Here is a 13,094-nt window from a genome sequence, read left to right on the forward strand (position 1 = left end):
CGGATCCGCCCATCAGGGCTTCTGCAGCGCTCCGCGCATGGGGTGGCCCTTGTAGACGCCGAGGATGCGGACCTTCTCGGAGAAGAAGCGCAGCTCCTCGAGTGCCCGGCGCACCGCCGCGTCGTCCGGATGGCCTTCGATGTCCGCATAGAACTGCGTGGCCACGAACTTGCCGCCGAGCTGGTAGCTTTCCAGCTTCGTCATGTTGACGCCGTTGGTGGCAAACCCGCCCATGGCCTTGTAGAGCGCCGCCGGAATATTGCGGACGTTGAAGACGAAGGTGGTGACGATCACTTCGTGGTCGTCCTCCCGCGCCACCCATGTCTCGTCCCGCGACAGCACGACGAACCGCGTCACGTTGTTTTCGGTGTCCTCGACGTTCTCCGCCAGGATCTCCAGCCCGTAGAGGTCGGCAGCAAGGCGTGGCGCAAGGGCTGCCATCGAACGGTCGCCGGCCTCTGAGACCAGCTTGGCCGCGCCGGCGGTGTCGCCCGCCACCACCGCCTTCCAGCCGTTCGAGCGGATGATCTTTCGGCACTGGCCCAGCGCATGGATATGGCTGTGGACGGTGCGGATCTCGTCGCGCATCACGCCCGGCAGCACCATCAACTGGAAGCGGATCGGCATGAAATACTCGCCGACAATGTGCAGGCGCGAGTCCGGCAGCAGGTAGTGGATGTCCGCGACGCGCCCGGCAATCGTGTTCTCGATGGGGATCATCGCCAGATCCGCCTCGCCGGTTTCGAGCGCCGTGAAGGCATCCTCGAAGGTCGGGCAGGGGAGCGGCTCCATGGCGGGAAACATGTCCCGGCAGGCCATGTCGGAATTGGCGCCGAAGTCGCCCTGGAAGGCGATCTTGTTGGTGGTCTGCATCATGGGGAGCGCCTCAGGAGGATCGGCTGGCGAGGATCGCGCGGGCCTTTTCAAGATCGGCCGGAGTATCGACACCGAGCGGAACCGAGTCAACGATCTCGACATCGATACGCATGCCGGCTTCGAGCGCGCGCAACTGCTCCAGCGACTCGCGTTTTTCCAGCGGCGAGGGACCCAGCGAGACGAAACGCTCCAACGCTGCACGGCGATAAGCATAGAGGCCAATATGATGGTAGAGGGGGCCGGGGCCATGGGGTGCGGTGGCGCGGGTGAAATAGAGTGCGCGCAATCGTGTGTCGGACGTCGGCGAACCGACCACCTTCACGACATTCGGATTGGTTTTCTCGTGTTCGTCGCTGATTGCGACCGCAAGCGTTGCGATATCCACCTTCGCATCCTCGAGGGGGCGCAGGGCGGCACGCACCGATTCGGGATCGATCGTCGGCAGGTCGCCCTGGACGTTGATGACAAATTCCACCCGGCCCTCGGGATCGGCCTTCTGCATCGCCTCGAAGATGCGATCCGAGCCCGACTGGTGATCCTCTCGCGTCATGACCACCTCGAAACCTGCCGCCGCCACGACATCGTAGGTCTCCTGATGGTCGACGGCGACGATGATTCGCCCGACCCTCGCCTCCTGCGCCCGTCGGGCGACCTGGACGATCATCGGCAGTCCTGCGATGTCGGCAAGCGGCTTGCCGGGCAGTCTTGTGGAAGCCATGCGTGCCGGAATCAGCACAAGGGTCCGTTCAGGAGCAATTTCAGTCATCAAGAGCCTTCAAAAGCGCGGCGAACAGTGTCAAAAAGTCTCAGGCGCCCGCCTATAATCGTGTTGCAACGGCAATGCAAAAGACATAGGTTCCGCGCGATTTCAAGATGGCCCGCCTGTACCTGGCGGTGGCAAAGGAGCGTTTGCAAATGAACTCATACGTGAACATGGCGGTAGGAGCATTTCTTGCCACCGTTTTCGTCATGATGACGGTTTCGATTGCTTCTGAAGGCATCTGGCATTCGGAAGCGCCGGAACAGGAAGGCTTTGCCATCGTCGCTGCGGAATCCGGAGCTGACGCCGGCGCCGCTGAAGAAGTGGCTGCGGTTCCGATTGCAACGCTTCTGGCCAGCGCCGATGCTGCTGCCGGTGAGTCGTCCTTCAGGAAGTGTCAGAGCTGTCACACCTCCGAACAGGGGGGCGCAAACAAGGTCGGTCCGAACCTCTGGGGTGTGGTCAACCGTCCGATCGCCTCGCATGAAGGCTTCAGCTACTCCGCCGGTATGCGCGACTTTTCCGAGGGCGGCTCTGTCGTCTGGGACTATGACCACCTGAGCTATTTCCTAGAAGCGCCGAAGCAGCATGTTCCGGGCACGTCCATGGGCTTTGCCGGCCTGAAAGCTGACGAGGAACGCGCCAACGTCATCGCCTACCTCCGTGGTCAGGCTGACAGTCCCGCTCCTCTTCCGGAACCGGTCGCAGCAGAAGCAGCCGCACCTGCTGAGGGTGCCCCGCCTGCCGCTGAGGGCGCTGCCCCTGCAGCCGAGGCACCGGCCGCCGAGGGTGCTGCACCAGCTGCCGAAGGCGCGGCTCCTGCCGCCGGCGACGTGCAGCCTGCCGCGCAGGCACCTGGCCCAGGCGGGGAAGCTCCGGCGCCTGCCGTTCAGCAGGCCGAGCCCACTGCAGATCAGGCCCCGCCGATCACGCAGCCCGGCACGGCAACTGGCCAGCAGCCGGCTCCGAACAACTAAGGTTTCCATCATCATCTTGGAATTGAGCCCGGCCATCGTGCCGGGCTTTTTTGCGTCTGGCCTGAGCAAGTCGATCACGCGGCGTCGGCTCGCCTCACCCCAGGAGCCAGGCCCAGAAGCTGACGGATATGATTCCGAAAGCCGTCGTCACGCTGATCGTCGAGGCGGCGATGTTCTGGCCGGACTGGAAGCGGTGGGCAATCAGCCAGGCATTGATGCCCGTGGGCACCGAGGAGGTGAGGACCATTGCCGCCGTCCATTCCGGGCTCAAGCCCAGAAGCCGGCTCATGGCGTAGACCGCAGCCGGCAGCAGCAACAGTTTCAGGGCGGCGATGGCGCCGGTCAGCCCGATGTTGCCGCGCACCGGGTATTTTGTCAGCGCCATGCCGATCGAGATCAGGGCGGCCGGCCCGGCAGCGCTCGACAGCTGCGTCACCACAGTGCTGAGGACCGGTGTTAGCGTCAGTCCGGAGAGATTGAACACAAGCCCCGCGGCCAGCGCGATCACCAGCGGGTTGCGGACGAGGTTCGAGCCCACCTGCTTCAGGATGGCCCGCAGGCCGCGCCTTTCGCCGCCACTGACCAGGACGGCGGCGCGTTCCATCAGGATCGTTCCGACGATCATCATCAGCGGCAGGTGGATGGCAAGCAGGATGGACAGGGCCACCAGTCCGTCCTCGCCGACGGAGCGACCGACCAGTGGAAGGCCGATGAAGACGTTGTTGGCGAAGGCCGCCGACATTCCGGATATGACGCCGATCTTGGCGTCGCGCCCGAACACATGCCTGGCGACCAGATGCCCTGCCGTCCAGGTGACGGCGACGCCAGCGAAATAGGCGCCCCAGAGCCGGAAGGGTGAAGCGCCTTGGAAATGCGCATCTGCCAGCGTGTGGAAGATCAGCATCGGCACGGCGATTTTGAAGACGAATTCGCCCAGCGCATCGCCGGTCGCCTCGTTGAGGACGCGCAAGCGGGCGACGAGCCAGCCGATCAGGATGAGCAGGAAGACAGGGGCAACGTTGACGATAGTGGAGGACACGGGGGGAGACTTTCAAGGGGAGGGTCTACGGCCTTTAAACCATCTCAACGAACGTCACAAATGTGCAGCCGGCGAGAGACGGCTGCCGCGCCAATTCCTATCGGCCGCCTCTAGGGTTTTTGCTTCGCATGTGCGAGAAGAGGGCAGGATTGGTAAGAGCAAATCAGGAAGGGCTTGACTGGATGTCCAAATTCGACGTTCTCGCGGTCGGCAACGCCATTGTCGACATCATCGCACGTTGCGATGACCGTTTTCTCAGCGAAAACGACATCATCAAGGGCGCGATGAACCTCATTGATGCCGAGCGCGCCGAACTGCTGTATTCGAAGATGGGTCCCGCTGTTGAAGCGTCGGGCGGGTCGGCGGGCAATACCGCTGCCGGCATCGCCGGACTGGGCGGCAAGGCTGCCTATTTCGGCAAAGTGGCCGAGGACCAGTTGGGCACCATCTTCCAGCATGATATCCGCGCCCAGGGCGTGCATTACGAGACCAAGCCCGACGGCATCCATCCGCCCACGGCACGATCGATGATTTTTGTGACGCCTGATGGCGAGCGGTCGATGAACACCTATCTCGGCGCCTGCGTCGAACTGGGGCCGCAGGATGTAGAGCCGCAGGTGGTGGCCGATTCCAAGGTGACCTATTTCGAAGGCTATCTCTGGGATCCGCCGCGCGCCAAGGAAGCGATCCTCGAATGCGCCCGCATTGCCCACGAGAATGGTCGTGAAGTGTCGATGACGCTTTCGGATCCCTTCTGCGTCGGGCGCTACCGTGCCGAGTTCCTCGACCTCATGCGCTCAGGCACGGTCGACATCGTTTTCGCCAACAAGCAGGAAGCCTTGTCGCTCTATGAGACCGAGGATTTCGAGCTGGCGCTGACGAAGATCGCTGCAGACTGCAAGCTCGCCGCCGTGACCCTCAGCGAGGAGGGGGCCATCATCGTGCGGGGCGAGGAGCGCATCAAGATCGATGCCTTCAAGGTCCCCGACGTTGTCGACACGACGGGAGCGGGCGATCTCTTCGCCGGCGGCTTCCTCTTTGGCTACACCCAGGGACGCTCGCTCGAAGATTGCGGCAAGCTCGGTTGCCTGGCGGCGGCCATCGTCATCCAGCAGATCGGCCCGCGGCCGATGGAATCGCTGAAGGATGCCGCGGCCCGCGAAGGGCTCCTATAGGGGGCTACTTGAAGGCTTCCCCAGGATAGGCCCCCCAGACCTCTTCCTGGCTGACCCAGCCCTCGGCGCCTCCGGCCGAGGCATGGCACCAGTCGCCGTTGCACTCGTCCATCACGATCACGACACCGGGCTGAAGCTTGGCGACGACTGCTGCCGAACTCTGGGGCTCTCGGCGCATGTTGACGAAGACCTCGCCCTTCTCGCGCATCCATGGCGCTGCAACGGCCGTCCTCTCGCCCGAGAGCAGCGCCTGGTTGACCCAGCCTTCGGTCCCGTCGGCGTCGCGCACCCGGCGCCAGTTGTCGTATTCCTGAATGATCTCCATCGGCGTGCCCGATTTCATGTACATCCAGGCAACGGGGTAATCGGTGCTCGGACCGATGCGGATGTTGACCCGCGCCGACTTCAGGCTGACAAACCGGGGAAGCGGCAGCCCGCTGGCGCCCTTGGCCGCGCCCTGGGCCATTGCCGGCGCAGACCCGAAGGCCGCAGGGCCGAGGCCGATCAGGGTTGCCATGAGTATTTTCAGAATGACGCTTCGCATGCGTGCCGTTCCAGCTTCTGCCGCACCGGTTGCGCCGGTGATGGAGGGATCGTTGGCGGGCGCAGCCAAGACAGCCGCCTCGCAAGAGGTTTTGTTTGTCTTCGGCGACGGGTCTGGTAGAAACGCCCTGGATAGACTGAATATCGCGCCACTTGGTTAAGGACCTCTGAACACGACGCCATGACGCCCAAGAAGAAGCCCAAGGTCTACATCACCCGGAAGCTGCCGGACGCCGTCGAAACGCGCATGCGCGAGCTCTTCGACGCGGAGCTGAACATCGACGACACGCCGCGCACCCGCGCTGAATTGGCGGCGGCGATGAAGGCTGCGGACGTGCTGGTGCCGACGGTCACGGATCGCATCGACCAGGCTCTGATCGACGAAGCGGGCCCGAACCTCAAGCTCATCGCCAGTTTCTCCAACGGCACCGACCACATCGATGTCGATGCCGCGGCGAAGAAGGGCATCACCGTCACCAACACCCCCAATGTGCTGACCGAAGATACCGCCGACATGACGATGGCGCTGATCCTCGCCGTTTCCCGGCGACTGACGGAAGGCGCGCGAATCCTGACCGACCATCCCGGTGACTGGGCCGGCTGGTCGCCGACCTGGATGCTGGGTCGCCGGATCTGGGGCAAGCGCATCGGCATCGTCGGCATGGGCCGCATCGGCACGGCGGTTGCACGCCGCGCCAAGGCCTTCGGCCTCGCCATCCACTACCACAACCGCAAGCGCGCCAATCCGGAGACGGAGGAAGAACTGGAGGCGACCTATTGGGACAGCCTCGACCAGATGCTGGCGCGCGTCGACATCGTCTCGGTGAACTGCCCCTCGACCCCGGCGACCTTCCATCTGCTGTCGGCGCGACGACTGGCGCTGATCCAGCCGACCGCCCTGATCGTCAACACCGCCCGCGGCGACATCATCGACGAGGCGGCGATGATCCAGCTTCTGCGCGACGGCGAGATTGCCGGGGCAGGGCTCGACGTCTACCAGAACGAGCCGGCCATCGATCCGAAGCTGATCAAGCTTGCCAACGAGGGCCGGGTGGTTCTCCTGCCGCATATGGGCTCGGCGACGATCGAAGGCCGGATCGACATGGGCGACAAGGTGATCATCAACATCCGCACCTTCTTCGACGGCCACAGGCCTCCCAACCGCGTCCTGCCGGGACGGTCCTGAGGCAATTGGCCGGCGCGGATGTCAGTCGGCCGATACCGGTGGCGTGGCGTCCAGTGTTCTCACCATTTCGATGAAGGTCACGCGGTCATAGCCGGGATGAGACTTCTCCGCCGTCTTCACGAAGCCCCAATGGGCAAACGTCGCATGATTGCCGGTGAGTTCGATGCGGGTCTCCAGACGCAGCCGGCTGCACCCGCGCTCTTGCGCTGCCGCTTCGGCTTCTGCCAAGAACCGCCGCCCAAGCCCCTTGCCCTGGGCGTCCGGGTGAACCGCAAGCTTGCCGATATAGAGGCAGTCCGGAAGCTCCGGCCGACAGAAGATGCAGCCCCGCAGTTGCCCGTCCTCCACGGCGAGGAAGGCGATCTCCGTTCTTGCCTTCTCCGCCAGCGAAACAGGCGTCAGTCCCTTGGCAGACGAGGGTGGATCGATGACGCCGTCCATGGAGGCGAACGCGGAATGGACGAGCGCCAGGAGCTCGTCCCAGCGGTCGAAACCGGAACCTATGCGGACAATCTCGATCATGTCTTGCCCGTCTCCGCAGGCCGTCGCTTGTAGCGGATCGTGTCGAACCGGGCCGTCAGCGAATCATAGAGAAGGAGTCGCCCGACCAGCGGCTCGCCGATGCCGGTGATGAGCTTGATCGCCTCCATGGCCATCAGTGTTCCCATGACGCCGGTCAGCGCGCCGATCACGCCGGTCTCGGCGCAGGAAGGGATCAGCCCCTCCGGCGGCTTCTCCGGGAAAAGGTCACGGTAATGCGGATGGGCAGTTCCGTCGGGCGAGGCTGCATAGGGCATCAGCACCGTCAGCGAACCGTCGAAGCGGCCGACAGCGCCCGTCACCAGCGGTATGCGCGCCTCTGCTGCGGCGTCTGCCGCGGCATAGCGGGTATCGAAATTGTCGGAGCCGTCGATCAGCAGGTCGAATCGCGGCAGATGCAAGGACGCCCAGTCCAGGGAGAACCGCTCCTCGTAATCGAGGACCCGGATGGCGGGGTTGAGCCTGGCGATGGCGGCCCGCGCGCTGGCGGTCTTGGCCGCACCCACTGTGCCGGTGTCGTGGATGACCTGCCGCTGCAGGTTGGAAAGCGAGACGACGTCGTCGTCGACGATGCCGAGCGTCCCTACGCCCGCAGCCGCCAGATACTCGAGCACCGGCGCTCCGAGGCCGCCGGCGCCGATCACCAGCACGCGGGCACTCTTGAGGCGCTGTTGTCCCGCGCCGCCGATCTCAGGCAGCAGGATGTGGCGACGATAGCGTTCGATTTCGTCCGGGGTCAGTTCCATGCTTGTTCCTAGCAGCCCTGCCGGTCACGGGGAAGCGGTTGCTAGGAGCGGACGCTGCCGCCATCGACCGTAAAGAATTGCGCCCGGTCTGCGAGCGTCGAAAACATCGACCGGTCGGTCCCGGTCATGAAGGACTGGCCACCGAGGTCATGGATCAGGTTGAACAGGGCGGTCCGACGCCCCTCGTCCAGATGCGCGGCAATTTCGTCGAGGAGAAGGACAGGTGCAAAGCCCGTCATATTGGCGGTAAGACGCGCATGCGCCAGGACAAGACCGATCAGCAGGGCCTTCTGTTCGCCGGTGGAACAGCGTGCGGCATCCATGTCCTTTTCCCGGTGACGGACCTGCAGGTCGCTCCGGTGCGGCCCCTCCAGCGTCCGGCCTGCCGCAGCGTCGCGCCCGCGGCCGTCGCGCAGCATGGCGAGATAGAGGTCTTCCAGATCGGCCGCCGGTCCCTCGGGGACATCATCCAGGAAGCCTTCCAGTGCCAGCACCGGGGAGGGGAAAGGCGTTTCTTCCGAGGCGGCCGACAGGGTCCGCAACAGGCCGAGCATTTCCTGCCGGGCGGCGGCCATGGCGATCCCCAGACCCGCCATCTGCGCTTCGATAGCGGAAAGCCAGGAGGGGTCGTAGCGCCCCTCCGACAAAAGACGATTGCGGTTGCGCATCGTCCGTTCGAAATCGCCTGCACGGCGCCCATGAGACGGATCGATCGACAGGACGAGGCGGTCGAGAAACCGACGGCGGTCGGCGGCCGGGCCGGTGAAGAGACCATCCATGGCCGGCGTCAGCCACAGCACGCTGAGATGGTCCGACAGCTCCTCTGTCGATTTCGCCGGGGTGCCGTTGATCCGCAGCCGGCGCACGGAGGTCTCACCCTCGCCATCGATCCCGGTTCCGAGCGCCACCTCGCCCTCCATGCCGTCAAGCCGCGTGAAGATGGAGAAGCCGCCCTCGGCGCCGACCCGCGTCACGTCGGCGAGAACCGCCCGGCGAAGACCCCGTCCGGGAGAAAGGAAGGAAACGGCTTCCATCAGGTTGGTCTTGCCGGCGCCGTTTTCGCCGGTCAGCACCACATGCCGTTCGTCGAGCGTCAGGCTCGCCTCCGTGTAGTTCCGGAAGTCGGTAAGCTTCAACTGCGAGAGAAAGATCTTCTGGGCCATGAATGTCTGCTTGCGTCCTCAGAGGGAGCTAAGCGTTATCCGTCGCCATGGCAAGCATGCACCGCCATGGTCTCTTTCGATGCCGCAACGACGCGCTTGACGAGAACCCGGTCGAACTCCCGGGAACTTCTTTCAGACTGGCCGGTTTCACGCGCGACACGGGTAGGGTGGAGGGATAGGCTCAGTTATCTGTCAAGGAGGCAACCATGCTGGAACATGACGACATGACCCCGGAGGAAGCGCGGCGCGACCATCGGGAGATGCTGTGGTTCCTGGCAATCAACGCGGCCTTCGGAATGGGGCTCGGAGTGGCGTTGGCCTCTGCCCTCGTCTGGTTCAATCTCTATGGGCTCGGAACCCACATCGTCCGGGCACAGATGCCGGTGCTGTCCTTCGCGATGATGGCGGCGCCGCTTGCATTTACCTTCGGCGGTGCTGTAACAGCCTCGGCCATCATGCTGATGCCCTACGAGCGCAAGACGCGATCTTGAGCGCCTGAACGAAGGCGGCACCAGCGGGCAATGCGAAGGACATGCTGTGGCGGACCATGACGAACGGATCATGCGGCTGGAAGAGCTTGCCGCCCATCAGGCAAAGGTGATCGACGAACTGTCCGATCAGTTGGCCGACCAGTGGAGGATCGTCGAACAGATGCGGGCAAAGCTCGATCGCCTGGTGGAACGCTTCCAGGCCATCGAGGAAAGCTCGCTCGACGCGCCGGCCAACACCCGGCCGCCGCATTACTGACCGGAAGACCGATCTGAAAAAGGGCAGCTCCGGGCTGCCCTTTTCGGCATGATATTCAGGCTTGGGACCGTACGACCTCAGCCTTCGAAAAATTCCTTCATCCGGGCGAAGAAGCCGGTGGATTCCGGATTGTTTTCCTTCGAGGAGATCTCGTCGAATTCCTGCAGCAGTTCTCGCTGGCGCTTCGTCAGCTTCTGCGGCGTCTCGATCTGGATCTGGATGTAGAGATCACCCGTCTGCGCAGAGCGCAGCACCGGCATGCCCTTGCCCTTGAGACGGAACTGCTTGCCCGGCTGCGTGCCCTCCGGAACCGTGACCCGCGACTTCGTGCCGTCCAGCGTGCCGACGTCGAAGGTGCCGCCGAGGGCTGCCGTCGTCATCGAGATCGGCACGGTGCAGAAGAGATCCGCTCCGTCCCGCTGGAAGAATTCGTGCGGCTTCACCGACAGGAAGATGTAGAGGTCGCCGGTCGGTCCGCCGCGCGTTCCAGCCTCGCCCTCGCCCTGCAGGCGGATGCGGGTGCCGTCCTCGATGCCCGACGGAATGTTGACCGACAGCGACCGTTCTTCGGCGATGCGGCCCTGGCCGTGGCACTTGGTGCAGGGGTCGGTGATCGTCTGGCCACGACCGTGGCAGGTCGGACAGGTGCGCTCGACGGAAAAGAAGCCCTGGCTGGCACGGACACGCCCGGAGCCGTGGCAGGTGGCGCAGGTCTTCGGCTGCGTCCCGGGCTTGGCGCCGGAACCGGAGCAGAGGTCGCAGGTGATCGAGGTCGGAACCCGGATCTGCGCCGTCTTGCCGGCATAGGCTTCCTCAAGCGTGATTTCCATGTTGTAGCGCAGGTCGGCGCCGCGTTCACGGCCACCCGAAGACCGGCGCGCACGACCGCCGCCCATCATCTCGCCGAAGATGTCTTCGAAGATGTCGGAAAAGCCGCCGGGGCCGGCCGAGCCGAAGCCGCCGCCAGCGGCGCCCATTCCGCCTGACTCGAAGGCCGCGTGGCCGAAGCGGTCGTAGGCGGCACGCTTCTGGGGATCCTTCAAGGTCTCATAGGCCTCGTTGATCTCCTTGAATTTCTTCTCGGCATCCGCGTCGCCGGGATTCTTGTCCGGGTGACACTTCAGCGCGAGTTTGCGAAAGGCGCTCTTCAGCTCCTTCTCGTCAGCGGTTCTGCCGACACCCAAGGTTTCGTAATAATCTGCTTTTGCCATGGAGGTAACGGCTCCCGAAAGGATTCCGGCTGCACGATGGCAGCCGGATTTCTAGTCGACTATGTTCTGAGCTTTGCCATCGGGAAACCTCAGGCCGACTTCTTGTCGTCCTTGATTTCCTCGTAGTCGGCATCGACGACACCGTCGTCGTTCTGGCCGCCCTCGGAGCCTTCGGCACCTTCCGCCTGGCTGGCTTCATAGATCGCCTGGCCGAGCTTCATCGACACTTCCATCAGCGTCTGCGTCTTCGCCTGAATGTCGTCGGCATCCGGCTCGGACGCTTCGACGGCGCTCTTGAGCGAGCCCAGGGCATCCTCGATCGCCTTGCGGTCGGTCTCGGATACCTTGTCGCCGTAATCAGCCAGCGACTTCTCGGTCGAGTGGATCAAGCTTTCGGCCTGGTTCTTGGCCTCGACGCCGGCACGACGCTTCTTGTCTTCCTCGGCATGCGCCTCGGCATCCTTGACCATCTGCTCGATGTCGGCATCGGAGAGACCACCGGAGGCCTGGATGCGGATCTGCTGCTCCTTGCCGGTACCCTTGTCCTTGGCCGACACCTGGACGATGCCGTTGGCGTCGATGTCGAAGGTTACTTCGATCTGCGGCACGCCGCGCGGCGACGGAGGCAGGCCGACGAGGTCGAACTGACCGAGCAGCTTGTTGTCCTGCGCCATTTCACGCTCGCCCTGGGAAACGCGGATCGTCACGGCCGACTGGTTGTCGTCGGCGGTCGAGAAGGTCTGCGACTTCTTCGTCGGGATCGTCGTGTTGCGGTCGATCAGGCGGGTGAAGACGCCACCGAGCGTTTCGATGCCGAGCGAGAGCGGCGTCACGTCGAGAAGCAGAACGTCTTTGACGTCGCCCTGCAGAACGCCGGCCTGGATGGCAGCGCCCATGGCGACAACTTCATCCGGGTTAACACCCTTGTGAGGCTCCTTGCCGAACAGCTGCTTGACGACTTCCTGGACCTTCGGCATGCGGCTCATGCCGCCGACGAGCACGACTTCATCGATCTCTGCAGCCGTGACGCCGGCATCTTTCAGCGCTGCCTTGCAAGGAGCAACGGTGCGCTGAACGAGGTCGTCGACCAGGTTTTCGAACTTCGAGCGGGTCAGCTTCATGGTCAGGTGCTTGGGACCGGAAGCATCGGCGGTGATGAATGGCAGGTTGATTTCGGTCTGCTGCGAGGACGACAGTTCGATCTTCGCCTTTTCCGCAGCTTCCTTGAGGCGCTGCAGGGCAAGCTTGTCGTTCTTCAGGTCGATGCCGTTGTCCTTCTTGAACTCGGCCGCCAGATACTCGACGAGACGCATGTCGAAGTCTTCGCCACCGAGGAAGGTGTCGCCGTTGGTCGACTTCACTTCGAAGACGCCGTCACCGATTTCGAGAACCGAGATATCGAAGGTACCGCCGCCAAGGTCGTAGACGGCGATCGTCTTGCCTTCGGTCTTGTCCAGGCCATAGGCAAGCGCTGCCGCGGTCGGCTCGTTGATGATGCGCAGCACTTCGAGACCGGCAATACGACCGGCATCCTTCGTGGCCTGGCGCTGGGCGTCGTTGAAGTAGGCCGGAACCGTGATGACGGCCTTCTGGACCTTTTCGCCGAGATAGGATTCAGCGGTTTCCTTCATCTTCTGAAGGATCATCGCGGAGATTTCGGCCGGGGAGTAGGACTTGCCCTGGGCCTGAACCCAAGCGTCGCCATTGTCGCCCTTGACGATCTCGAACGGAACAAGGCCCTTGTCCTTCTCGACGGTCGGATCTTCATAGCGGCGCCCGATCAGGCGCTTGACGGCAAACAAGGTGTTGGTCGGGTTGGTCACGGCCTGACGCTTCGCCGGCTGGCCGACGAGACGCTCACCGTCTTCGGTGAAGGCGACCATGGAAGGGGTGGTGCGAGCGCCTTCGGCGTTCTCGATCACCTTGGAGTCCTTGCCATCCATGATGGCAACGCAGGAGTTCGTCGTACCAAGGTCGATGCCAATTACTTTAGCCATTTTTTCTCTCTCCTTTAAGCGAACCGTCGGAACCCCGCTCAGGCATTCCGCTGACAGTTCCTCGACTGGGATGGTCTACTGTATTCTCGCAGCATGCGCTGCGTCATGCGGCGTATATAAGGACGGGTTTTTTG

General features: G+C 63.5%; 14 protein-coding genes. 5 read left to right on the forward strand and 9 right to left on the reverse strand.

Annotated features, from left to right (window positions below; genetic code table 11):
- Nucleotides 1-12: 12 nt before the first annotated feature.
- Nucleotides 13-876 carry a prephenate dehydratase gene (locus tag M1E10_RS08870; protein WP_499175991.1) on the reverse strand — a complete coding sequence of 288 codons (864 nt, stop codon included), beginning with the start codon at nucleotides 874-876 and terminating at the stop codon, nucleotides 13-15.
- A 10-nt stretch (nucleotides 877-886) separates the two neighbouring features.
- Nucleotides 887-1,642 carry a 3-deoxy-manno-octulosonate cytidylyltransferase family protein gene (locus M1E10_RS08875; RefSeq protein ID WP_499175992.1) on the reverse strand — a complete coding sequence of 252 codons (756 nt, stop codon included), beginning with the start codon at nucleotides 1,640-1,642 and terminating at the stop codon, nucleotides 887-889.
- A gap of 149 nt (nucleotides 1,643-1,791) precedes the next feature.
- Here M1E10_RS08875 and M1E10_RS08880 point away from each other — a divergent pair, with 149 nt between their 5' ends.
- The gene (locus tag M1E10_RS08880; RefSeq protein ID WP_499175993.1) at nucleotides 1,792-2,613 is read left to right on the forward strand and encodes a c-type cytochrome; all 822 of its coding nucleotides are present in this window, start codon (nucleotides 1,792-1,794) and stop codon (nucleotides 2,611-2,613) included.
- A gap of 94 nt (nucleotides 2,614-2,707) precedes the next feature.
- Here M1E10_RS08880 and M1E10_RS08885 read toward each other — a convergent pair whose 3' ends face one another.
- A complete protein-coding gene (locus M1E10_RS08885) occupies nucleotides 2,708-3,652 on the reverse strand; it encodes an AEC family transporter (protein ID WP_499175994.1) in 945 nt (314 codons plus the stop codon).
- A 182-nt stretch (nucleotides 3,653-3,834) separates the two neighbouring features.
- On the opposite strand from M1E10_RS08885, the gene M1E10_RS08890 reads away from it, so the two are divergent.
- A complete protein-coding gene (locus M1E10_RS08890) occupies nucleotides 3,835-4,827 on the forward strand; it encodes an adenosine kinase (RefSeq protein ID WP_499175995.1) in 993 nt (330 codons plus the stop codon).
- Between the two features lie 4 nt (nucleotides 4,828-4,831).
- Here M1E10_RS08890 and M1E10_RS08895 read toward each other — a convergent pair whose 3' ends face one another.
- A complete protein-coding gene (locus M1E10_RS08895) occupies nucleotides 4,832-5,371 on the reverse strand; it encodes an SH3 domain-containing protein (protein ID WP_499177128.1) in 540 nt (179 codons plus the stop codon).
- A gap of 180 nt (nucleotides 5,372-5,551) precedes the next feature.
- On the opposite strand from M1E10_RS08895, the gene M1E10_RS08900 reads away from it, so the two are divergent.
- On the forward strand, nucleotides 5,552-6,556 hold the full coding sequence (locus tag M1E10_RS08900) for a 2-hydroxyacid dehydrogenase (RefSeq protein WP_499175996.1): 1,005 nt from the start codon (nucleotides 5,552-5,554) through the stop codon (nucleotides 6,554-6,556).
- Nucleotides 6,557-6,577: 21 nt separating this feature from the next.
- Here the strand turns inward: M1E10_RS08900 and M1E10_RS08905 are convergent, their stop codons facing one another.
- The 3 genes from M1E10_RS08905 to recF are packed head-to-tail and all read right to left on the reverse strand — an operon-like array spanning nucleotide 6,578 to nucleotide 9,005.
- Nucleotides 6,578-7,078, reverse strand: a complete 501-nt coding sequence (locus M1E10_RS08905) for a GNAT family N-acetyltransferase (protein WP_499175997.1) — start codon at nucleotides 7,076-7,078, stop codon at nucleotides 6,578-6,580.
- The gene (gene moeB / locus M1E10_RS08910) at nucleotides 7,075-7,842 is read right to left on the reverse strand and encodes a molybdopterin-synthase adenylyltransferase MoeB (RefSeq protein ID WP_499175998.1); all 768 of its coding nucleotides are present in this window, start codon (nucleotides 7,840-7,842) and stop codon (nucleotides 7,075-7,077) included. Before moeB ends, M1E10_RS08905 begins: the two co-directional genes overlap by 4 nt.
- A gap of 41 nt (nucleotides 7,843-7,883) precedes the next feature.
- Nucleotides 7,884-9,005: a DNA replication/repair protein RecF gene (recF, locus tag M1E10_RS08915; protein ID WP_499175999.1), complete on the reverse strand. Its 1,122-nt coding sequence runs from the start codon at nucleotides 9,003-9,005 to the stop codon at nucleotides 7,884-7,886.
- Between the two features lie 206 nt (nucleotides 9,006-9,211).
- Here recF and M1E10_RS08920 point away from each other — a divergent pair, with 206 nt between their 5' ends.
- Together M1E10_RS08920 and M1E10_RS08925 are read left to right on the forward strand one after the other, a co-directional pair.
- Nucleotides 9,212-9,496, forward strand: coding sequence for a hypothetical protein (locus M1E10_RS08920; protein ID WP_499176000.1), 285 nt, complete (start codon nucleotides 9,212-9,214; stop codon nucleotides 9,494-9,496).
- Between the two features lie 46 nt (nucleotides 9,497-9,542).
- Entirely contained in the window at nucleotides 9,543-9,752 is a 210-nt protein-coding gene (locus tag M1E10_RS08925) for a SlyX family protein (RefSeq protein WP_499176001.1), read from the forward strand.
- 77 nt (nucleotides 9,753-9,829) lie between these two features.
- On the opposite strand, the gene dnaJ is transcribed toward M1E10_RS08925, so the two are convergent.
- Both dnaJ and dnaK read right to left on the reverse strand, forming a co-directional pair.
- Entirely contained in the window at nucleotides 9,830-10,963 is a 1,134-nt protein-coding gene (gene dnaJ, locus M1E10_RS08930) for a molecular chaperone DnaJ (RefSeq protein ID WP_499176002.1), read from the reverse strand.
- A gap of 89 nt (nucleotides 10,964-11,052) precedes the next feature.
- A complete protein-coding gene (gene dnaK, locus M1E10_RS08935) occupies nucleotides 11,053-12,960 on the reverse strand; it encodes an Hsp70 family protein (RefSeq protein ID WP_499176003.1) in 1,908 nt (635 codons plus the stop codon).
- Between the last annotated feature and the right edge of the window lie 134 nt (nucleotides 12,961-13,094).

The organism is Rhizobium sp. PK7-22 (assembly GCF_056530405.1).

Coding starts and splice junctions, on each gene's coding strand:
- M1E10_RS08870 (WP_499175991.1), bottom strand. CDS start 876: ATGATGCAGACCACCAACAAGATCGCCTTCCAGGGCGACTTCGGCGCC.
- M1E10_RS08875 (WP_499175992.1), bottom strand. CDS start 1,642: ATGACTGAAATTGCTCCTGAACGGACCCTTGTGCTGATTCCGGCACGC.
- M1E10_RS08880 (WP_499175993.1), top strand. CDS start 1,792: ATGAACTCATACGTGAACATGGCGGTAGGAGCATTTCTTGCCACCGTT.
- M1E10_RS08890 (WP_499175995.1), top strand. CDS start 3,835: ATGTCCAAATTCGACGTTCTCGCGGTCGGCAACGCCATTGTCGACATC.
- M1E10_RS08895 (WP_499177128.1), bottom strand. CDS start 5,371: ATGCGAAGCGTCATTCTGAAAATACTCATGGCAACCCTGATCGGCCTC.
- M1E10_RS08900 (WP_499175996.1), top strand. CDS start 5,552: ATGACGCCCAAGAAGAAGCCCAAGGTCTACATCACCCGGAAGCTGCCG.
- M1E10_RS08905 (WP_499175997.1), bottom strand. CDS start 7,078: ATGATCGAGATTGTCCGCATAGGTTCCGGTTTCGACCGCTGGGACGAG.
- moeB (WP_499175998.1), bottom strand. CDS start 7,842: ATGGAACTGACCCCGGACGAAATCGAACGCTATCGTCGCCACATCCTG.
- recF (WP_499175999.1), bottom strand. CDS start 9,005: ATGGCCCAGAAGATCTTTCTCTCGCAGTTGAAGCTTACCGACTTCCGG.
- M1E10_RS08920 (WP_499176000.1), top strand. CDS start 9,212: ATGCTGGAACATGACGACATGACCCCGGAGGAAGCGCGGCGCGACCAT.
- dnaJ (WP_499176002.1), bottom strand. CDS start 10,963: ATGGCAAAAGCAGATTATTACGAAACCTTGGGTGTCGGCAGAACCGCT.
- dnaK (WP_499176003.1), bottom strand. CDS start 12,960: ATGGCTAAAGTAATTGGCATCGACCTTGGTACGACGAACTCCTGCGTT.